A 20205-nucleotide genomic window follows, 5' to 3' on the forward strand; every position below is an offset into this window, starting at 1 on the left:
CGCAACATGGCCCGCATTCTCCGCAAGATTCTGAAAATAGCCGGCCTGGCCGTGGTGGTGCTGGTGGCCGTGGTGGCCGTGTACCTGGGCGCGGCGTTCGGGCTGGGGCGCATCCCGGTGGCCAAAGCCGACCCCGCCGCGCCGGCCGACGTGCGCGTGTTCATCCGCTCCAACGGCGTGCACTCCGACCTCGTGCTGCCCGTGCATTCCACCCAAATCGACTGGAGCCGCGAGCTGCCCTACGACCACACCCAATCGAACGATTCTACGTTCGACTACGTGGGCATCGGCTGGGGCGACAAGGGCTTTTACATGGACACGCCCACCTGGGCCCAGCTCAAGGCCAGCACGGCCCTCAAGGCGGGTTTCTGGCTGAGCACCACGGCCATGCACGCCACCTTTTACCGGGCCGCCGGCCTGGCGCCCGGTCCGGCCTGCATCGTGCTGCACCTGAGCCGCGCCGAGTACGCCCGGCTCATCGCCTACGTGCAGGCCAGCTTCCGGCGCGACGCGGCCGGCCAAGTGGAGTGGATTCCGGGCCACAGCTACGGGGCCGACGACGCCTTCTACGAGGCCAACTCCACCTACAGCATCCTTTACACCTGCAACACCTGGACCAACGACGCCCTGAAAGCGGCCGGCCAGAAAGCCAGCCTCTGGACGCCCCTCGAAGCGGGCATCTTCTACCAGTACGGCCGCACCGGCAAGCCCCCCGAAGAAACCGGGCAGTAGCGGGGCCCCGGCCCACGAAAACGCCCCGCCGGCAGCTGGCCGGCGGGGCGTTTCAACAACGGGAATGTGGGGGAAGAAGGTTAGTTGAGCCACACCTCGGCCACTTGCTCGAAGCGGTGGGCGGCGAAAGCGCCGTAGGGCCGCTCGGCATAAAAACCGAGCACGTGCACCTGCGGCTGGCCGGTGCGCGCGTGGGGCAACACCCGCACGGGGTACACGCGGCCGGCGGTGGGCCAGTCGCCGATGAAGTCGGCGGGGCGCTGGTCGGCGTTCACGCAACGGGCGAAAAGCTGAACGGGCGGCGGGGTCGGGAGCTTGACGTTTGACATGCCCAAAGATACGAAATTATTTTGACCCACTAAAATAATTGGCAACCTATTTTATTAGCTCAACCGCAATTTATTCTTGATATAATGATAATTTATAGTGTTTTTTGGATGAAATTAGGTAATATCCTATTTGTTTGGCTGTTGTATTTTGGTGGTAACCCATCCATTGCTTGCTAAATAAAATAGTAGATAAATTTAGCGGTTCCGTGCTCCAATAAGCGGGCGCTGTGCCTTCGGCGGCCGTTTGCGGCCGCCCGTGTTTGGCCCGGTAGCCCGTACTTACCGGCATGAAAACCGCAACCTTGGCCCTGCTGCTGGGCCTGGCCGGGGCCGCCCAAGCCCAGGGCCCCGCCAACCTCGTGCCCTACGCCCACCCGCTGGTGGGCACCGCCAAAATGGGCCACACCTTTCCCGGCGCCACGGTGCCCTTCGGCATGGTGCAGCTCAGCCCCGACACCGACACGCTGAGCTACGCCGCCCCCGACGGCAAGTACAACCCGGACGTGTACCGCTGCTGCGCCGGCTACCAGTACGACGACCCCACCATCGTGGGCTTCAGCCACACCCACTTCAGCGGCACGGGCCACTCCGACCTCGGCGATTTCCTGGTGATGCCCACCGTGGGGCCCCTGCGCCTCAACCCCGGCACCGCCGCCCGGCCCGGCAGCGGCTAACGCTCGCGCTACTCGCACTGAACGGAAGTGGCCGAGCCGGCCTACTACCGCGTGAAGCTCGAGGGCCCCGGCGTGCTGGCCGAGCTCACGGCCACGGCCCGGGTGGGCGTGCACCGCTACACGTTCCCGCAGGCCGCCGACGCGCACATCGTGCTCGACCTGATGGCCGGCATTTACAACTACCCGGGCAAGAACGTGTGGACGTTCGTGCGGGTGGAAAACGACTCGCTGGTGACCGGCTACCGCCAAACCAACGGCTGGGGCCGCACCCGCACCGAGTACTTCGCGCTGGCGTTTTCCAAGCCCTTCGCCCACTACGGCAGCCGCAGCTACGACCCCAAGGAGCCCTACCGCGGCTTCTGGGGCCGCTTCGACCAGGCCCACGACTGGCCCGACCTGGCCGGCCACCAGCTGCGCCTGCACTTCGACTTTGCCACCAAGGCCGGCGAGCAGGTGCTGCTGAAAATGGCGCTGTCCGCCACGAGCACCGCCGGGGCCCTGCGCAACCTGCGGGCCGAGGCCCCGGGCTGAGACTTCGACGCCCTGCGCCGCCAGGGCCAGGCCCTGTGGCAGCAGGAGCTGGGCAAGGTCGAAATCCAGGGCTCGAAAACCGACAAGGACAACTTCTACACGGCCCTGTACCACGCCTGCCTCAGCCCCACGATGTACCAGGACGTGGACGGCCAGTACCGCGGCCTCGACCAGAACAACCACTAGGCCGAGGGCTTCACCAACTACACCACGTTCTCGCTCTGGGACACGTTTAGGGCCCTGCACCCGCTCTTCAACCTGATTCAGCCCCGGCGCAACGCCGACATGGTTCAGAGTATGCTGGCCCACTACGACCAGAGCGCCGAGCACATGCTGCCCGTGTGGAGCCACTACGCCAACGAAAACTGGTGTATGAGCGGCTACCACAGCGTCTCCGTGATTGCCGACGCCGTGATAAGTGGCGTTGTACCACGCGACCAAGCTTGGCGAGCCCTGGATGCTTGCGTGGCCACTGCCCGCCACCGCTGGTTCGACGGGCTGGGTGATTATATAGATTATGGCTATGTGCCCGACGGCCGCAGCGGTACCTCCGTGTCCACCACCCTGGAGTATGCTTACGATGACTGGTGCATTGATCAGCTTGCCAATTTCGTCGATGAATCTGCCCTTGATAATCCAACCGAATTTAGGGACCGCGCCAACAACTGGCAGAACGTGTTCGATGCCCGTATTGGGTTCATGCGCCCCCGTGCAGCTACTAAATCAACGTCAAAAGATTACGGCTCTTTTCGGGAGAAATTCGACGTGCTCAGCACCAACGGCCAGGGCTTCATCGAGGGCAACGCCTGGAACTACAGCCTTTTTGTGCCCCACAATCCGCAGGCGCTCATCGAATACATGGGCGGCAACCGCCGCTTCGTGCCACACCTCGATTCGCTCTTCACCACGCCCCTGCCCGACTCTTTCTTCGCCGAAACCGAGGACATCACCCGCGAGGGCATCATCGGGGGCTACGTGCACGGCAACGAGCCCGCCCACCACGTGGCCTACCTCTACAACTGGACGGACCAGCCCTGGAAAACCCAGGCCCAGGTCCGCAACATCCTGGCCCGCCAGTACCACCCGGGCCCCGACGGCCTCGGCGGCAACGACGACTGCGGCCAGATGAGCGCCTGGTACATCTTTAGTGCCCTGGGCTTCTACCCCGTGGCCCCCGCCTCGGGCCAGTACGCCCTCGGCAGCCCCCTCGTGCAAGGCGCCGTGCTCCGCCTCGAAAACGGCAAAACCTTCACCGTCACCGTCAAAAACCAGGGCCCCAAAAACGTCTACGTCCAGTCGGCCCGCCTCAATGGTAAGCTGCTCACGCAGCCGTTCCTGCCCGTAGCGGAGGTGATGGGCGGTGGGGAGTTGGCGTTTGTGATGGGGGCGCGGCCGGCGCGGAAGTAGTGCCTTTTCAATTCAGGTAAAATCTAATTTGATGAAAACCGCCAGGAAATCAAACAGGTTACCCGAATTAAAAATTGTGGCTAAAGTCACAAAGAATTTTATGGCAAAGAATCGGCAAAAAAGGGTAGTCTCAATTTAGGGTAAGGGCATAATTATCGATGATATTTTTGATGCGTGCTGTATGCCTGTCCGGGCTTTTGCTGAATGAGCAGGATTTTTGCACGAGCACACCGCAACGCTGGCACAAAGAGCGGTTGACCGCCTCCACGATGCTGGAGTTGCCGCTCCCTTTGGGCCTGGGTCGGGGCCGGGGCCGGTGTGTGGGCAAGAGCTTGGCGTAGGCTTCCCACTGGTCCGCATGTGGCGGCAGTGGTGGGTAGCGGTGCAGCGCGGCCCGCAAGCGCTGAGCAGTGGCGTCGTGACAGCCCAGCACCCGTGCCACGATACGGCGCGAGGCCCGCTCGACGGTCAGGTCAACCAAAGCTACGCTTGGCGTGTACGCAGGCCGACAAAGGTTCGTATTTCATCCAGTTTGAGGGCCTCCGGCTTTTTGCGTTGCGTCTTTTTTGGGCGTAGTTGCGGCGGTATCAGCGCGGCTATGGCCGTTTTTCTTTGGCAATTTGGCCATCGTCGTGCGCGCAACACTCGTAGCCCGCACGATACTTCGCTGCGAATTGCGTTCGATCAGTAGCTTCGCCACCCGGGCCTACTGCACTGCTTTAGCCACGGCAACTGGCATGCACCGCGCTTGCTAACGGCACGCTTTGCACTAATATTTGGCCTACCCACTCTATATGCCGTTGCGTCGGGTATGCGCGCTGCAACAGCGAGTACATAAATATTGGGTAAAAACCTCGTGTTAAATCACAATATTACTCCTTAATAGACCACCGTCAATCTGTTAATAAATATTTAAATACTTTTTATGCAACGAGCTGGATTTCCAGCCCATATTTCTCTGGGCGGAACATTCTTTGTAACTACACTGCCAGACCCAATGATAGAGTCATCACCGATTTTAACCCCCGGTAAAATGCAAGCATTCATTCCAATCCAAACGTTGTCGCCTATCACCACCGGTTTTGAATATTTAATATCTTCGGCCACGTCTCTGTGTCTGTTAGAAGAGTTTATAATATGATTATAAGAAGAAATACCACAGTTGCTGGAAATTAGGCAATTTTTACCAATTTTAACACCATAAGTAGCATAAATAGTTGTATATGAGGAAATTGAAGTGTTATCCCCAATTTCCATTCTTTGAGGCATTATTATGTGGCAAGTACCGTCAATTATTACGTTAGTACCACAAAATAAAAGTTTATCATGGACGCCCTTCATGCGTCTCTTATTTATAATTTTTTCAAATTTAAAATAAATGCGGTACAAAATATTCATAAGCGATATAAAAAATTATGTAATCTGAATTGAATGGTCTATTGTGAAAGTAGATAATGCTCACTGATTATTCTTAAGTGTGCGTTTTATTTTTATCACTGCAAATAATATATTCATGACTATTTGGACTACCTCGATAGATATACCTAGGAATAAAACACCTCGTAAGGTTTTAATATTTAATACAACGGCAGCTAGTATAGTAGTAGCTATATTAATTGATATCGCAATTAATGGTTTGATAGCCCAACCTCTGCTTGTGTAAAGTGAGTAAGAAATACCAGCAATTAGAGCTCCACAGCTTGAAATCACACTTAACAGAAGTTCTGTTCTGAGTCCAGCATATCCCTTGCCCAACACCCAAAGTATTTGCGTCGGAAATAAATAAACTATCCCTACAACACAAGCGCTGAAAGCAAATAATAACGCTTGAATAGCAAGAAATTTTCGGAGCATGTCCTTAGAATTTTTTTCAAGTCTTGCGAACCGGGGAGTTATCACCATTCCGAACACAGTTGTGAAAATACTAAGTACCATTGTCAGCCTTCCTAAAGCCCCAACTTGCGCCAGAGAAGTCGTGTTGCCAAAAACTGAAATAAGCCAAATCGTTGTTTGGCTAGATACACAGTAGTATATGGAATAAGGTAGTATGCGTTTAACAAAAGTTAAAATTTCTTTGCGGATAGCTGGGTCAGGGTACTGATTTATTTCGGCATAGCCAGCAGAGATTTTGCGTAACCTTAGGTTTACCCAAATTTGAGGTATTCCAGCCGCCAAAATTATCATGAAAGCTAATGGAAAAGTGAACAGGACTAGTACTACAATGATTAAGCGTCCTACGTTGGCACCTAATTCATTTTTTTGTACGCTTGTAATATCTTGCTTTAATTTAGGCGCTACTTGAAGCAAGCCGTCCGATAGCGATGTGATAAATGCAGGTACAAGTGCCAAAATTAATAGTCCAGACATTAACCAGCTTGCTCCATGTAAGCGTAGCAAATAAAGCAATGTAGGGGTGGCCAAAAGCAAGCTGCCAATAGCGAATTTTTTCCTTAAATCTAGCCCTGTTGCTATTACCAGACCGAGTTTTTCTTTGCTTTGCCAAACCTGTCCTCCCTGCGCTAATACTCCTGTAGTTATTCCCCCGTCCGCCAAAATGAGCATGGTCCCCAGTGTGGTATTTATGAGGGTGTATAATGCGTACTCCTTGGTTGGTAACAAGCGAATAATCAAAACTCCGCTTAGTAAACTTAACGCGCTGATAATCGATTGAATGCTGCCAGTGATAAAGGCTAGTTTGCCTAATGCAGCAGATTTGATATAATACTTATTAGAAGTTAGGCGCTGAACAACTGTATTCATAATAATAAAAATAAAACTTCAAAAATCTTTTTGCAAAGATATACTTTTAACTTCATTTAACAACTCATGTCACGTGTTGGCAACCCGGCGTGGCAGCTAATTAGGCCATGCACGAGCGTTTTGCACTGTGGAAGCGTTTCGGTATCAATCTTCTTTAGCCTAAATTTAATGGAAGATTAATATTTATAATTGCTCGTTAGTAACTTGAAAAGTTTAGGGAAATAGGAAATAGAGTAAAATAAAAAGGATCAGTGAGTTGCGTGCAGAGGTCTTGAGCCCCAATTTGTTTTATGATAGATTGAATGCCATCAATCTCTTACTGACCCGCAATGGCAAGTTATTGCTCCGTTGCTGCCAGTGCACCGCAAATGCCTGCGGCAAATACTCGATGCGGTGAGTTGCTTCTACCGTACCGGCCGCCAGTAGCACTCTTCGCCCATCGCCTTTCCAACGCAAGGAAATGTTAAAATAAGAATAACTTGACAGCAACTGCAGTGGATAAACTAATAATTTTTGTCATTTTCGAGAGAAATATCGTGAAACAGCATCTAAATGGCGTGTGTCTTATTAATATCTACTAATTGATAAATGAAGTATTGCTTCGGGATTGCTTTAGTGAGACGTTCTTAATCACAATGAATGCGAAAAATGTTGATACTATTGGGCTTACTCACGGTAAATAATAAGAGAGTAATGAGTGCGCTACCGCAGCAGCACCCCCCGCGCCAGTACGCCGCCCGTGCCCAGGGCCCTAACCGTGTGGACGGCCGGCGCTAAGCCGCTCAAATATAACTCCGCCGAAACGCTGCTTCCGAGGCGGCGCAGTACCACCTGTCTAAGGCGTTGGGCATTATAAAATCTGAGTCAATGGCTACAATAGCAGCATTTAGAAATGTTCAATGCGTTGTAAATTAATAAAAAGGCCCCATCCGCTGCGAATGACGCAACGAACGGGGGCCTTATAATAGCGTTTGGCTCTTTACTTCATAGCGGACAGCAGCTGCTTGGCTTCGGCCATGTGTTTCTGGTCGTCGTCCACCATTTTCTGCACGTAGGTTTTTAGGGCCGGATCCTGCGAGTTTTTGATGAGGTCCTGGGCTTTGCTGATGGCCTTGTCATTCACGTCGGCCATGTCGTTGAGGTACTTCTTATCGAAGTCCGCACCGGCTTTTTCGCCCTGAAGCTTGGCCAGCATGTCTTGGCTGTCGGCGTTCAGGGTGGGGGGCAGGGTGATGTTGCGCTTAGCGGCTTCATCCTTCATTGCGGCCTCGTCCTTGGCGTGAGTGCTCACCGTTTGGGTAGCGTATTGTTTCACGGCGGGGCTGGTGGCGCGGGTGGCGGCGGCTTGGCTCAGCTCAAATTCGGTGCGGCCGGTGTTGGCCAAGTCTACCATGTAGTCCGTCACGTCCTTGGTGTCGGTTTTAGAGCCGGCGGCGGTAGCCACGGTGCCGTTGTCCACTTTTTGGTCGTTCACGTCTTTGGCAGTGGCGGTGCTATCGGGCTTTGACGAGCAGCTGGTGCCAAACAACATGCCGGCAACTAACAAAGCGGGGAGGGCGATTTTTTTCATTGTTGAGGTTATAATTAGATGAATTATAGACCTTTGAACGGATAAACTTTCATCTAGTTCTTAAGGATAGCTTAAGATAATCGGCCTGGCCGGTATCATTTCGCTACCCATTGGCTCGGTTCAACTGGGCCTGCCTACCGCCGTACCACCCCCCGCGCCAGCACGCCGCCCACACCCAGGGCCCTAACCGTGTAGAAACCTGGGGCCAGGTCCGTCAAATCCAGGTCTGTCGAAGCGCCGTGGCTGGGGCGGCGCAGCACCGTTTGGCCTAGGGCGTTTAGCATCTGGATTTCGGTGAGGCCAAAGCCGGTAGGTAGTTCCACGCGCAGGGGGCCGGTGGTGGGGTTGGGGTACACGGCGAAGCCAAGCTTGGCGGCCGTGGCCCGCGCGGGCAGCAGCGTGGCGTAGGCGAGGCGGGCCGCGTCGGCGGCGGCTTGTAGCTCGGGTAAAGTGCGGGCGGCCAATACGGCAAAGGCCGCTACCACCGAGTCGCCGGGGGCCAGGTGGGCCAAGCGGGTGCCGACCACCTGCGACACGTCGGCCCCGGTGGGCAGGCCGGCGGTGCGCTGGGCGCGGGCGGTGCCGCTGCTCACGGTGAGGTACTTTTCGGCGGGCGAGAAGCCATCGGCCAGGCGCACGGGGCTGCCGGCGGGGGCGTTGTTGTCGAGCGAGTACACGGCCGGGGCCCCGCCGCGTAGCAGCTGCACCCCGGCAAATACGCGGGACGCCACGGGGTCGTAGCAGTAGCCCAGGGCCCGGGCCGTGTCGTAGGCGGCCACGTTGCGGCCGGGGGCCCCGGGCAGGTCCCAGTCCATGAACAGGCCCGCGCAGAGGGGCTTCAGCGTGTCGGCGGTGAGGTTGCGCAAGGTGTATTCGAGCACCACGAAGTTTTGGCGGGGGGCCGTGGCCCAAGCGTAGGCCCGCTGGCGCACCCGCACGCCCACCGAGCGGGCGGCTGCGCCAGCCGCGGGCACGGTGTCCTGAAACGTGCCCTGAAACTGCTGGTCGGCGCGGGGCCCGGCCGGGCGGGCGGCCAGTTGAGCCGTGCTGAAAAACGACTGCCGGGTGTTGGCCCCGGTGCTGCGCAGGCGGTCGGCCACGCGGGTGGGGGAGGTGGCCAGCAACAGGCCGCCTTCGCTCAGCAGGGGCACGTCGTCCTGGTACGAGGCCCCTTCGCCGAGGGTGGCGGCGAGGTCGTCGTAGCCCAGCTTGCCGCGGCTGGTCACGCTCAGGTGCAGGTCGCCGGCGTCCAGGGTCACGTAGTCGGGGTTCAGCAGCAGGTCCACGTACTGGTCGGTTTGGTAGCCGCCGGCCCCGCTGATGCGGTAGCGCAGGGTGGCCAGGGTGTTCAGCGGCACGCCGGTGGCGGCCACGGCCAGGGCAAAGGGGGCGGCGGCGTTGTCGGCGGTGGCCAGCGTGGCCAGGCTGCCCACGGCAAACGAGCCCTGCGTGACGGCCACGTAGGGCGAGAGCGAGCTGAGCGTGACGGTGACGTCGGCCACGGGCAGCAGCAGGTTTTGCACGGTGGCCGCCAGGCGCAGGGCCGTGCCGGGCGCGTAGGCCCGGCGCACGGGGTCGAAGGCGGCAGCCGTCACGCGCACCTCGCGGGCGGGGGCCACTACGGCCCGGTACACGTTCAGGCGGCCGGAGCCCAGGCGGCCGGCGTAGGGAGCGTTGCCGGGCACGGCGTCCACGGGGTCGGCGGTTTGGCGCAGCTGGGCGGCCACCTGGGCGGCGGTGTAGGCCGGAAACCGCTGCCGCACCAGCAGCGCCGCCGCCCCCACCAGCGGGGCCGCAAACGAGGTGCCGCCCACGGCGATGTAGTCGGCATCGGGTGGGCCCGACGAGTTGGTGCCCAGGTAGCCGTAGGTGGTAAGAATGTCAATGCCCGGGGCTACCAGGTCGAGGCGCCGCGAGTAGGTAGCATTGGGGCTTTTGCGGTCCGCGTAATCCACGCCCGACACCGACAGCACGTGGTCGTAGGACGCCGGGTAAAAGAGCAAATCGGCGTTGGTGTTGCCGGCAGCGGCCACCAGCACGGCGTCGCGGTTCACGGCGGCGTAGGTGCACACGTCCTGCTCGAACCTGGAGTAGCCCCCCGCGCCGCCCCACGACATGTTGATGACCTGGCAACCGTGGTCGGCAGCGTACACGATGGCCTCGTAGCCGGCGAACGCGCCATTGGGCGTATTCGGGTAAATGTTCAGGGGCAGGAACCGGCAGTTGAAGCCCGCCCCCGCGATGCCGCGGCCGTTGTCGGCCTGGGCCGTGGCCACGCCCGCCACCAGCGAGCCGTGGTCGATGGCGGGGTCGAAACCCGCGTCGTTGTCGTTGTCGGCCAGGTCCCAGCCGGTGAAATTGTCCACGTAGCCGTCGTGGTCGTCGTCGACGCCGTTCACGGGGTCGGCGTAGTTGTGCTTCACCTGGTGGCGCAGGTCTTCGTGGGTGAGGCGCACCCCGCCGTCGGTGATGCCGATGACGAGCGTGCTGTCGCCGCGCACCACGTCCCAGGCCCGGTAGGCGCGGATGGTTTTCAGGTAGTACTGGCCCTGGGCCCCGACGGCCAGGGCCGAGTCGGCCAGCGGGTCGTTGGGCTGGTACAGGGGCTGGCGCACGTACAGCGGCTCCACGTACTCCACCACCCCGGTGCCCAGCAGCACGGCCCGGGCGCGGGCCAGGGCCAGCCCGGGCGGCACGGCCAGCTGGTACACCGCCAGCAGGTCCACGGCCCCGGGCTTCTCCAGGTCCTGCGGCAGCGCGTGCGGAAACTTCTGCTGCCAGTCGGTAGCCCCCAGCTGCCGCAGGGCCCCGGCCAGGGCGGCCGGTGCGCCCCCGGGCCGCAGCTTCACCACCAGCCGGCCCGGAATGGTGGGCGGCCCGTCGGCGGCCCGCGCGGCCTGCGCCCACAGCAGCAATAGCAACCAGCAGATACGTAATGTTTTATCCATATTTTATCAAAACCAGGAAGCGTCTAAACTCCTTGATTATGGGTAAAATACGGCATTTTTTGAGTGGTTGGCAAATTCTGCACCCGGCGAATATGCAATATTTTGTCGTTTGTTGCCGGACTGCTATTTTTTCTCTGAAACGTGTAATGGCAAGCGCGGGCCGCCCGCCGCACCGCGCGGCAAATGGCCCGCGCGGCGGGCTTGGCGGGGCTTAAAGGAGGTTGCGCAAGTCCTCGCGCAGCGCCTCAACACCGCGCCAGATGCTGGCCCAGGTCCCCGGCTCGGCCGCGCCGGCATCGGCGTGCTCTGTGAGTTGGGCGGCGAGGCGGGCGCGTTTGGCCTCCAGGGCGTCGGCGTGGGCCTGGTACGTGGCGGGCGAGCCGGCGGCCGTGGCGTGGGCCCGCTGGCGCAGGGTGTGGATTTTGGCGTCCAACTCCTCAAGGGCCAGGCGCAAATCGGCGGCGGAAAGGTGCGGGGCGGGGGCAGCGGCGGGGTTGGACATGGCGCGGGGGAGTGGGAAAGGCAGAACCAATGTACTGCCGCCGGCCCCGAAAAGACGTGCCCGCCGCTACCCGGGGCCCCAGGTGCGCGGCAGGCCCGCCTCGCGGGCCAGCGGCGCGGCCCCCGACTGCCACAGGGCCCCCAGCACCGCGGTGGCAGTGGCAGCCAGCTCCAGGTGATAATCGTCGTGCAGGCGCTGGCTGAGCCGGAGGGCCTCCTGGGCGCGGCGCACCAGGTGCTGGAGCAGCGGCTGGCTGGGCCCGTGCAGCCGCGCCACGGTGGGGCCCTGGTGCCGGAACACGTTGGCCAGCAGGCGCCAGCTCAGCTCGGCCTCCCCAAATACATCCTCGGTAATCTTGGCGTGGTAGGCTAGCCGGGCCTGCACCTGCCGCAGCACCACGAGCAAGTCGTTGGGCGTTTGGTGGAAGCCCCGCACCGGGTCATCGACCAGGGCCCGCAGGGCGGCGCGGCGGGTGTCCAGCGCGTCGGGGCCCTCTAGCAGGCGGTAGGCGAGCTGTTCGGTCAGCACCGCGTCCTGCGCCACGAGGCGGGCGAGGAGCTGGTCTTTTTCCCGTTGCGGCAGTTGGAGCAGGGCTCGGCGCAGGTCGGGCGGGAGGGCGGGCATTAAGGCAGCTAGGAGGAAATATGCCCTAAATAACGCGGATTACGGCGTTTGAGTGCTGCGCCGGGGCCCCATTATCCGCCAGCCGCCGAGCGCGACAATCGCCGCTAGGAACCACATGGAGGCGCGCCACTCGGGTTGTAAAAGCATTTGCCAGCTCTCGGTGTGAATTTGAAATAACGGCCACCAATTATTTATGTCGGTAAGACGAGTCCATAATGGAATTTGGGGCGCTGTGTACCGAGTCCAAACGACATCTGACCCAAATTCATAGTCGCCTCGATGACGGGGCTTAACAATAGTATAAAAAGTCACAGGTTTATTAATGATGTCTAACCAATATCGCTTGCTCTTTTCGCGGTTCATTAAGTCCAATACGAAGACCAAATCCTTATAATGGGCCGTAGGTGCAAAGCGCACGCGGACCCCGCCATGATGCGCAGAGTCGGCCATCATGGTGCGCACATCATTGGTTATACCAGCATATTCGTGTGCTTTACCTTCTGGTTTTCCGGTAATGTAATTATCGCGCCAAGGGCCCATAGAGCGGACTTTGGCTGAAGAAGGCAGAATAAAAGGCCCAGTTTCTGAGTGTTTAGAAAGTGGAAGCACAGGCATCGTCAATTGCATCACGCTTTTCAATTTCAGCCATTCCCGCCAGGGCCCCAGCGCCACGCAGCCCAGCCACAGCAAGCCCGCCAGTGCCAGCAGGCCCGGGGGAAACAGCAGGGGGCGGCGGTAGCGGCGCGGCAGGTAGAAGTGCATAATTAGGAACTTTGGGTCCGGCGGTGAAATTAATGAAGCTAACGGCGGCGGTTGGCGTAAAATTGCCGTACCGGCCCCAGGGGCTTCCGTCCCAGGTCCGCCGCATGCAGCGCCTCACCCCCTAGCCCCCTCTCCGTTGGAGAGGGGGAACTAGCTGCTAGTCTTAGCTTCTAAAATCTAGAATTAGCGCTAGTTCCCCCCGCTCCTTTTCGGAGAGGGGGCTAGGGGGTGAGGCGGCCCCCGCCCCGGTACAAACCATCCATGATGCCTCGCTACTCCTTATTGCTGCTGCTGGCCCCGCTGGGGGCCCGGGCCCAAACCGCCGCCCAGGCCCCCGCCGACACCGCTCGCACCGTGCGCCTGGCCGAGGTGCCCGTGACCGGCTACGGCCAGCGGCTGCCGCTGCGCCGCACCGCCGCCGCCATCGGCGTGATTGACGCCCAGACGATTGACCGCTTCAACCCCGCCGCCCTCACGCAGGCCGTGAACACGCTGCCCGGCGTGCGGCTGGAGGAGCGGGCCACGGCCAGCTACCGCCTCAGCATCCGGGGCAGCACGCTGCGCTCGCCCTTCGGGGTGCGCAACGTGAAGGTGTACTACAACGGCATCCCCTACACGGAGGCCGGCGGCAGCACCCCGCTCAACCTGCTCGACCCCGCCATCATCGGGCGGCTGGAGGTGGTGAAGGGCCCCGGCGGCAGCGTGTACGGGGCCGGCACCGGCGGCGTGGCCCTGTTCGAAACGCCCGCCGTGGCGGCCGGCACCGCCCGCACCAGCGCCGGGGCCACCGTGGGCAGCTACGGCCTGCTGCGCTACGGCGCCACCGCCGAAGCCGCGGGCCCCACCAGCGCCGTGCGCGCCCAGTACGCCCACCAGCAGCTCGACGGCTACCGCCAGCAAAGCGCCCTGCGCCGCGACGTGCTGGCCCTCGACGCCCGCACTACCACCGGCGACAAAGCCACCCTGGCCGCCCACTTCCTCTACACCGACATCGACTACCAGCTGCCCGGGGGCCTCACCCGCGCCCAGTACGAGGCCGACCCGCGCCAGGCCCGGCCGGGCACCGCCGCCGCGCCCGGCACGGTGGCCCAGCAGGCGTTTTACGCTTCGCGCACGGCCCTGCTGGGCCTCACGCACACGTACCAGTTCACCGATGCGCTGGGGCTGGAAACCACGCTCTACGCGAATGGCACGGCCATTCGCACGCCCTACCTGGTCGATTACGAGCGCAACACCGGGCTGGGGCTGGGCGGGCGCACGGCCTTGCGCTACCGCACCGCCCTGGCCGGGCGGGTGCTGCGCCTGCAAGCCGGCGGGGAGTACCAGCTCGGGTTTGTGGACGGCCGCAGCTACGACAATAACGGCGGCACGCCCGGGGCCCTGCGCTACGACGACGAAATCACGACCACCACCGGCTTCGCCTTCGCGCAGGCCGACTACGAGCTGCCCGCCGGCCTGCTCCTCACGGTGGCCGCCAGCTACAACCGCCTGCACTACAACATCGAGCGGGTGAGCGACGCGCTGACCAAGCCCGACGCCTACCGCTTCGTGCGCGACTTCCGGCCCGAGGTGTCGCCCCGCGTGGCGCTGTTGCGCGAATTTGGCCCGGGCCTGGCGGCCTACGCCAGCGTCAGCGCCGGCTTCTCGCCGCCCACCGTCGATGAAATCCGGCCTTCTGACGGTAGCCTCAACGCTGGCCTGCAGGCCGAGCGCGGCGTGAGCTACGAGGTGGGGGCCCGGGGCAGCTTGCTGGCCAACCGCTTGCGCTACGAAGTGGCGGTGTTCGATTTTGAGCTGCGCGAAACCATTACCAGCAGCACCACGGCCCAGGGCATCGCGGTGTTCAACAACGCCGGCACCACCCACCAGCGCGGCGTCGAAGCCGGCCTCAGCGGCTGGCTGTGGCGGCAAGTGCGGGAAGTGCCTGGCACGGACGATGTGCAAACCACCGGCACGAGTCTGCGGGCCTGGGCCAGCTTTGCCTACAACGATTTCCGGTTCGGTTCCTGCGCCGGGCCGGCGGCCGACGCTAGCGGCAACCGCCTGCCCGGCACGGCCCCCCAAACCCTCAGCGCCGGCCTCGATTTCAGCGAGCGCACCGGCTTCTACCTCAGCCCCAACCTGAGCCACCAAGCCAGTATTTTCCTTAACGATGCCAACACGGCGGCGGCGGCGGGCTACTGGGTGTACGGGGCCCGGGGCGGCTGGCGGCGCACCCTGGCCGGCCATTTGGAGCTTAACCTCTTCGCCGGCCTCGACAACGCCCAGGACCGCCGCTACAGCCTCGGCAACGACCTGAATGCCTTCGGGAGCCGCTACTTCCAGCCCGCGCCGGGCCGCAGCTACTACGGCGGCGGCCAGGTGGGCTGGGCTTTTTGAAGCAAATGAGCAATGCAGAATGAGCAATTGAAAATGCCCGCCTGGTGATTCAGGCGGGCATTTTCAATTGCTCATTCTGCATTGCTCATTGCGCTACCAGGGCCTAATTGGGGCCCTGCTCTTCGGGCAGCGTAAAGGCCCGGTCGCTGGGGTCGGTGAGCTGCTTGGGCAGCTCGTCGGGGTCCGCCGACGCGAATTGGCCGTTTACGCGGTTGCTGGCGGCCATTTCCTGCTCGTCGTTGCGCAGCGAGTCGTCCATCTCGTCGGCCATTTCCTGGCCCGACGAGTTGTTGTTGTCGAGCTGCTGGCCGTAGGTGGCGGCGTCGAGCATGGGGGTGGAAAGGCCGTTTTCCTCGGGCTGCTCCTGGTGGTTGGCGTCGGGTGTGGTGGGGGACATGGGGTTCGGGAAAGGGTAAATGAAAAAGCGCGGCGGGCCGGGGCCCTACTTGCTGGCGGCCTGGTCGGCGGCGGCGATGTTGCGGTTGGCCTGGTTGGGGTCGGCCCCGGCGGTCCGCATGTTGTGCGTGCCGCCGCCGGCGTAGCGCGGGTCGTCTTTGGCCCAGGCGGCGTCCAGCTCCTCGGCTTCGGCCCCGCTGGCCTGCACTTCGCGCACCAGCTCCGTGGCCTGGTTTTGCATGACGTGGCCGGGCTGGTCCTCCCGGTTGTCGGGGTGGTCCTGGGCTTTGGCCTCGTCGCGGATGGCGCTGAACTCGTCGGGGTTGTCGTTCGAGCCGCTGCGGCCTTTCGGGGCGTTGGCGTCGGTGGGCTTGCCAAAATCACCGTAGCCGGGCGTGCCGGCCTCGGCGTCCTTGGCCGGGTCGTTGGGGTTGAGGTGGGCTTCCTTGGCGCGGGCCTCCTGGTCGGGGGCCGATGAAAGATTGTTGTTTTGCGTATCCATATAAACGAAGGGTAAGTAGGCGAAAGGTGGGCCCGGTGCGCGGGCCGCCCCCTTGCTTACGCAAACCGGCCGCGGCCGTTCACCCCAAGGCCGGCAATAGGCACTGCTTTCCTCCCAATCCCCAAATCTTTAGTCCGTCCCCATGCCCATCCACCACGACTCCGCCGCCCACCGCTTCACCACTGCCCGGGCCGGCCACACCGGCGAACTGGTGTACGAGCTGCCCGCCGCCAACATTATCGACTTCGTGCACACCTTCGTCGACGAGGCCCTGCGCGGCCAGGGCGTGGCCGACGAGCTGGCCCGCGCCGCCCTGGCCTACGCCCGCGCCCAGCACCTAAAAGCACGCACCTCGTGCGAGTTCATGGCCGGTTTCGTCCAGCGCCACCGCGCCGAGTACGTCGATATCCTGGCCGCCTGAATCAGGGCTCCACCGAACGCAAAAAAGCCCCGCCGGTAGGTTCCGGCGGGGCTTTTCATTGCTTGGCAAGCCGCAGCCTACTTGGTCGGCATCAGCACCGCGTCGATGACGTGGGTCACGCCGTTCGAGTCGATGATGTTGGGGATGGTAACGGTGGCCGTGCCGCCTTTGGCGTCGGTCAGCATCACTTTTTTGCCTTTTTTCGACACCTTTAGGGTTTCGCCTTCCACGGTGGTCAGCGTCTGGCCGTCTTTCAGGTCGGCGGCGGTAAGGCGGCCGGGCACCACGTGGTAGGTGAGGATGGTGGTGAGCTTGTCCTTCATGTCGGGCTGCACCAGCTTGTCCACCGTGCCGGCGGGCAGCTTGTTGAAGGCCTCGTTGGTGGGGGCGAACACGGTGAAGGGGCCGGTACTTTTCAGCGTTTCCACCAGGCCGGCGGCTTTCACGGCGGCCACCAGGGTGGTGTGGTCCTGCGAGTTCACGGCGTTGTCCACGATGTCTTTGTCGGGGGTCATCATGGCCCCGCCCACCATCACGCCTTTGCCCATGTCCATGCCGGCCATGTCGCCTTTGCGGGGCTTGGTGGTGGCTTTCATCCGGTCGCCGGCGTCGGTTTTGGCCTTCACCTTCATTTTGCCGTCGTCGGCCACCTTGGTTTTGGTGGTCATGCCGTCCTCCACGGTTTTGGTTTTGTCGCCGCCGTCCGAGGTGGTGGTTTGGGCAAAAGCCGGCGCGCTGAGGGCGAAAGCGAAGCCGAGGGTGGCGAGGAAGTGCTTGGTAGTCATCGAAAAAGGTGGGTTGAAGAAATGGTAAGGGATGGAATGGACGGGTTCGGCCGAAGGCTATACGGCCGGCTACCGCCCGGGTTCGGGGGCCCTTCACAAGAACCCGGCCAATCCCCGGGGGCCTATTCAAACCCGCCGCCGGCCTCGTCGGGCTGCTCGTTCTTCTTGGGCTTGCCCGCCTGGGCCTGCCCGAAGCGGTAGCTGAAACCCAGGAACCCGATGCGCGACTCGCGCTTGAACCGGTTGAAGGCCGTCAAGCCGGGGCTGTACGTGTCGAAGCCGAAGCGCAGCGTGTTGAACAGGTCGGTGGCGCGCAGCGTAATCGTGCCCCGCTCGTGCAGCACGGTGTACTTGGCCGCCGCGTCCACGTTGAACGAGGCCAGGCGCTGGCCCTGGGGCGTGTTGACGGGCGAGCGGTAGTTGAGGGCCAGCTGCAGGTCGAGCTTTTTCACGGGCGTAAGCACCGTGTTCAGGCGGGCCGTGTACACCTGGGCGCTGGTGTTGATGGCCGTGCCGGCCCCCGAGCCCTTGATGATGCGCCGGAACGTGGAGGCGTTGCCGTTCAGCTTCCAGAACGACGTCAAGGCGGTGGCCCCCACCACTTCCAGGCCGGCGGTGTACTCGGTGCCCAGGTTCAGGCGGGTGGTGTTGGTCACGACGTAGCCCGTGAGCGGGTCGGTAATCACCTGGCGGAAGCCCTGGGCGGTGTTGGATTCGAGCCGGTAAAACCCGTTGAAGCTGAGTGAAGTCCCGCTGGCGAAGGTTTGCTGGTGGCCCAGCTCAAAGGCCTGCACGTACTCGGGCAGCAGCAGGGGGTTGCCGGTCACGAGGTTGAGCTGGTCGGAGCGGTCGGGGAAGGGGTTCAGCTCGCCCGCGTCGGGCCGCTGGATGCGCCGCGAATAGCTCAGGCGCACCTGCCGGTCGGCGGTAAAGTCATACGCCAGCACCGCGCTCGGAAACAGGTCGAGGTAGTGGCGGGCCGACTGCTCGCCGGTGGTTTGCTGGTCGCCGGCCTGGTTCGTCAGCTCGGCGCGCACCCCGCCCTGGTAGCGGAGCTTGCCGCGGGCCCCGGCGTAGGTGGCGTAGGCCGCCTGCACGTGCTGGGTGTACACGAAACGGTTCGAGGGGTCGAAGCGCAGGGGCGTGGCGCTGCGGAAAAAGTAGTCGAGGTCGTAGCGGTTCAGGGTGCTGCGCAGGCCGGTTTCGAGGCGGCTCTTCTCGCCCAGCGGGTGCACGTAATCGACCTGCGCGGCGGCCTGGAGCAGGCGGTTGGTGGGCCGCTGCTGCTGGGTGGTGGCCGAGTCGTTGGGCAGGTAGCGGATGCGCGCGCTGGTTTCGTTGTCGTTCTGCGCCGGGGCGTAGGTGGCGCTGGCCGTCAGCTCGCGGCCGGGCTGCGCGTCGCCCCAGGTGCGGCGGTAGTCCAGGGTCGCGTCGGCCGAGCGGCTGTGGCCCTGGTTGGTGTTGGCGCGGTCGTTGGTGCCCAGCAGCACGGGGCGGCCGTCGGCGGTGTTTTGCTGGCGCGAGAGCAGCTGGTCGGCCCCCGCCTGCCGGTTGAAGCGCGGCTGCACGGCCAGCGTCAGGGTCTGGGTGGGCGTCAGCTCAAAGTCGAGGCCCAGGCGCACGGCGTGCGAGGTCTGGTAGGCCACGCCGCTGCGGTCCTGGTGCAGCAGCAGCGTCTGCGGGGCCCCCGGCAGGCCGGTGGCGGGGTCGGTGGGCGCGAAGGTCGTCGTCTGGTCGAGGGTGCCGTAGCTGGTGCGGCGGTCCTGCCGGAAATCGTACGAGCCAAACGCGTTGAGGCGGCCCCGGTGGTAGTTGAGGCCCAGCGAGGTGCTGTACTTGTCCTGGGTGCCCACGTTCACGGCGGCCTGGCCGTTGAGGCCGTCGCGGCGGTCCTTCTTCAGCACGATGTTGAGCAGGCCCGCCGAGCCCGCCGCATCGTAGCGGGCCGAGGGGTTGGTGACTACTTCGATGCTCTGGATGCTGCTGGCCGGAATCTGGTCCAGGGTGGTGTTGGTGGGCTTGCCGTCCACGAAAATCTGCACGTTGGTCGAGCCCCGCAGGCTCACGGCCCCGGTCTGGTCCACCGTCACGGAGGGCACGTTTTGCAGCGCGTCGATGGCCGTGCCGCCCGTGGCCGTCAAGTCTTTCGACACGTCCACGACCAGCTTGTCGAGGCTGTTGCTCACCGCGGGCCGCTCGGCCGTCACCACCACGCCCTTGAGCTGGGTGGCCGCGGCCCGCACCCGCAGGGGCCCCAGCTGCAAGGCGGGCGCGGCGGCCGTCAGGGCCACGGCCATCCGCGCCGGCCGGTAGCCAACGGCCAGGGCCCGCAGCGAGTAGGCGCCCAGCGGCAGGCGCTCCAAAGCAAAGGCCCCGGTTGCGGTGGTCTGGGCCCCCGCCACCAGGGCCGAGTCGGCCCCGGCGCGGCGCAGTATCACGTCGGCAAACGGCACGGGCTGCTGGGTGGCGGCGTCGAGCAGGGTGCCCCGCACGCTGCCGGTCTGGGCCCGGGCCCCGGCCAGGCCCACGAAAAAAAACAGCGCCGCTACCCCGCCCCGCTTCAAATAATCAGTAAAAAACCGCATACGATAAACTTCCAATGGCCTGCCTGGCTGGCCGCGAGTCCATGCCCGCCCCACGCATTCTCCGCGTTAAAAACCGCAATTTTAGCGCGGCTTTCTGTCGGCTTTTTGTAGGAGCTGTCCAAACGTTTGTAAAGAGCTTGTGAGAACGTCATGCCGAGCGCAGCCGAGGCATCTCGCGTGCAGTAGTAATCAACCCTGTTGAACGATTGATTTACTGCTGCACGCGAGATGCCTCGGCTGCGCTCGGCATGACCGCCTTTTTCGACACGACGGCCTTTTCCTGCTAACCCACAAGCCT

At 62.2% G+C, this 20205-nt stretch carries 14 protein-coding genes and 3 pseudogenes; 5 read left to right on the forward strand and 12 right to left on the reverse strand.

Annotated features, from left to right (window positions below; genetic code table 11):
* The first annotated feature begins 6 nt into the window (after positions 1-6).
* Complete coding sequence (locus HNP98_RS14830) at positions 7-732, forward strand: TIGR02117 family protein (RefSeq protein ID WP_173810946.1); 726 nt, start codon at positions 7-9, stop codon at positions 730-732.
* An 80-nt stretch (positions 733-812) separates the two neighbouring features.
* Here HNP98_RS14830 and HNP98_RS14835 read toward each other — a convergent pair whose 3' ends face one another.
* Complete coding sequence (locus HNP98_RS14835) at positions 813-1061, reverse strand: hypothetical protein (protein ID WP_173810948.1); 249 nt, start codon at positions 1059-1061, stop codon at positions 813-815.
* Between the two features lie 287 nt (positions 1062-1348).
* Between HNP98_RS14835 and HNP98_RS21995 the strand changes: the two are divergent.
* Both HNP98_RS21995 and HNP98_RS22000 read left to right on the forward strand, forming a co-directional pair.
* A pseudogene (locus tag HNP98_RS21995) lies at positions 1349-2266 on the forward strand (hypothetical protein).
* A 12-nt stretch (positions 2267-2278) separates the two neighbouring features.
* Positions 2279-3673, forward strand: a pseudogene (locus tag HNP98_RS22000) (GH92 family glycosyl hydrolase).
* Positions 3674-4594: 921 nt separating this feature from the next.
* Here HNP98_RS22000 and HNP98_RS22460 read toward each other — a convergent pair.
* The 7 genes and pseudogenes from HNP98_RS22460 to HNP98_RS14880 form a co-directional block, all read right to left on the reverse strand.
* Positions 4595-4747, reverse strand: a pseudogene (locus tag HNP98_RS22460) (DapH/DapD/GlmU-related protein); the annotation flags it as partial.
* A gap of 384 nt (positions 4748-5131) precedes the next feature.
* On the reverse strand, positions 5132-6433 hold the full coding sequence (locus HNP98_RS14855; RefSeq protein WP_173810949.1) for an MATE family efflux transporter: 1302 nt from the start codon (positions 6431-6433) through the stop codon (positions 5132-5134).
* Between the two features lie 979 nt (positions 6434-7412).
* Positions 7413-8003, reverse strand: a complete 591-nt coding sequence (locus HNP98_RS14860) for a DUF4142 domain-containing protein (RefSeq protein WP_173810950.1) — start codon at positions 8001-8003, stop codon at positions 7413-7415.
* Positions 8004-8137: 134 nt separating this feature from the next.
* Positions 8138-10951, reverse strand: a complete 2814-nt coding sequence (locus tag HNP98_RS14865) for a S8 family peptidase (protein ID WP_173810951.1) — start codon at positions 10949-10951, stop codon at positions 8138-8140.
* Positions 10952-11162: 211 nt separating this feature from the next.
* On the reverse strand, positions 11163-11453 hold the full coding sequence (locus HNP98_RS14870; protein ID WP_173810952.1) for a sll1863 family stress response protein: 291 nt from the start codon (positions 11451-11453) through the stop codon (positions 11163-11165).
* A 66-nt stretch (positions 11454-11519) separates the two neighbouring features.
* Positions 11520-12077 carry a hypothetical protein gene (locus HNP98_RS14875; protein ID WP_173810953.1) on the reverse strand — a complete coding sequence of 186 codons (558 nt, stop codon included), beginning with the start codon at positions 12075-12077 and terminating at the stop codon, positions 11520-11522.
* Between the two features lie 39 nt (positions 12078-12116).
* A complete protein-coding gene (locus tag HNP98_RS14880; RefSeq protein ID WP_173810954.1) occupies positions 12117-12839 on the reverse strand; it encodes a hypothetical protein in 723 nt (240 codons plus the stop codon).
* A 261-nt stretch (positions 12840-13100) separates the two neighbouring features.
* On the opposite strand from HNP98_RS14880, the gene HNP98_RS14885 reads away from it, so the two are divergent.
* Positions 13101-15218: a TonB-dependent receptor family protein gene (locus HNP98_RS14885; RefSeq protein ID WP_173810955.1), complete on the forward strand. Its 2118-nt coding sequence runs from the start codon at positions 13101-13103 to the stop codon at positions 15216-15218.
* 103 nt (positions 15219-15321) lie between these two features.
* Here HNP98_RS14885 and HNP98_RS14890 read toward each other — a convergent pair whose 3' ends face one another.
* Together HNP98_RS14890 and HNP98_RS14895 are read right to left on the reverse strand one after the other, a co-directional pair.
* Positions 15322-15615, reverse strand: a complete 294-nt coding sequence (locus HNP98_RS14890; protein ID WP_173810956.1) for a hypothetical protein — start codon at positions 15613-15615, stop codon at positions 15322-15324.
* 45 nt (positions 15616-15660) lie between these two features.
* On the reverse strand, positions 15661-16116 hold the full coding sequence (locus HNP98_RS14895) for a hypothetical protein (protein ID WP_173810957.1): 456 nt from the start codon (positions 16114-16116) through the stop codon (positions 15661-15663).
* A 142-nt stretch (positions 16117-16258) separates the two neighbouring features.
* Between HNP98_RS14895 and HNP98_RS14900 the strand changes: the two genes are divergently transcribed.
* The gene (locus HNP98_RS14900) at positions 16259-16537 is read left to right on the forward strand and encodes a GNAT family N-acetyltransferase (RefSeq protein ID WP_173810958.1); all 279 of its coding nucleotides are present in this window, start codon (positions 16259-16261) and stop codon (positions 16535-16537) included.
* Positions 16538-16614: 77 nt separating this feature from the next.
* On the opposite strand, the gene HNP98_RS14905 is transcribed toward HNP98_RS14900, so the two are convergent.
* Both HNP98_RS14905 and HNP98_RS14910 read right to left on the reverse strand, forming a co-directional pair.
* Positions 16615-17133 (reverse strand): fasciclin domain-containing protein, encoded by a 519-nt coding sequence (locus HNP98_RS14905; protein ID WP_246275153.1) that lies wholly within the window; start codon positions 17131-17133, stop codon positions 16615-16617.
* Positions 17134-17444: 311 nt separating this feature from the next.
* Positions 17445-19907 (reverse strand): TonB-dependent receptor domain-containing protein, encoded by a 2463-nt coding sequence (locus tag HNP98_RS14910; protein ID WP_173810960.1) that lies wholly within the window; start codon positions 19905-19907, stop codon positions 17445-17447.
* Between the last annotated feature and the right edge of the window lie 298 nt (positions 19908-20205).

The sequence above is a fragment of the Hymenobacter caeli genome (genome assembly GCF_013294115.1).
Classification (GTDB): Bacteria; Bacteroidota; Bacteroidia; order Cytophagales; family Hymenobacteraceae; genus Hymenobacter; species Hymenobacter caeli.

Bases quoted from the DNA above. Each gene is read 5' to 3' on its own strand.
- HNP98_RS14905 (WP_246275153.1), bottom strand. From the start codon at position 17,133: ATGAAAGCCACCACCAAGCCCCGCAAAGGCGACATGGCCGGCATGGAC.
- HNP98_RS14865 (WP_173810951.1), bottom strand. From the start codon at position 10,951: ATGGATAAAACATTACGTATCTGCTGGTTGCTATTGCTGCTGTGGGCG.
- HNP98_RS14875 (WP_173810953.1), bottom strand. From the start codon at position 12,077: ATGCCCGCCCTCCCGCCCGACCTGCGCCGAGCCCTGCTCCAACTGCCG.
- HNP98_RS14900 (WP_173810958.1), top strand. From the start codon at position 16,259: ATGCCCATCCACCACGACTCCGCCGCCCACCGCTTCACCACTGCCCGG.
- HNP98_RS14830 (WP_173810946.1), top strand. From the start codon at position 7: ATGGCCCGCATTCTCCGCAAGATTCTGAAAATAGCCGGCCTGGCCGTG.
- HNP98_RS14890 (WP_173810956.1), bottom strand. From the start codon at position 15,615: ATGTCCCCCACCACACCCGACGCCAACCACCAGGAGCAGCCCGAGGAA.
- HNP98_RS14870 (WP_173810952.1), bottom strand. From the start codon at position 11,453: ATGTCCAACCCCGCCGCTGCCCCCGCCCCGCACCTTTCCGCCGCCGAT.
- HNP98_RS14860 (WP_173810950.1), bottom strand. From the start codon at position 8,003: ATGAAAAAAATCGCCCTCCCCGCTTTGTTAGTTGCCGGCATGTTGTTT.
- HNP98_RS14885 (WP_173810955.1), top strand. From the start codon at position 13,101: ATGATGCCTCGCTACTCCTTATTGCTGCTGCTGGCCCCGCTGGGGGCC.
- HNP98_RS14895 (WP_173810957.1), bottom strand. From the start codon at position 16,116: ATGGATACGCAAAACAACAATCTTTCATCGGCCCCCGACCAGGAGGCC.
- HNP98_RS14880 (WP_173810954.1), bottom strand. From the start codon at position 12,839: ATGCACTTCTACCTGCCGCGCCGCTACCGCCGCCCCCTGCTGTTTCCC.
- HNP98_RS14910 (WP_173810960.1), bottom strand. From the start codon at position 19,907: ATGCGGTTTTTTACTGATTATTTGAAGCGGGGCGGGGTAGCGGCGCTG.
- HNP98_RS14855 (WP_173810949.1), bottom strand. From the start codon at position 6,433: ATGAATACAGTTGTTCAGCGCCTAACTTCTAATAAGTATTATATCAAA.
- HNP98_RS14835 (WP_173810948.1), bottom strand. From the start codon at position 1,061: ATGTCAAACGTCAAGCTCCCGACCCCGCCGCCCGTTCAGCTTTTCGCC.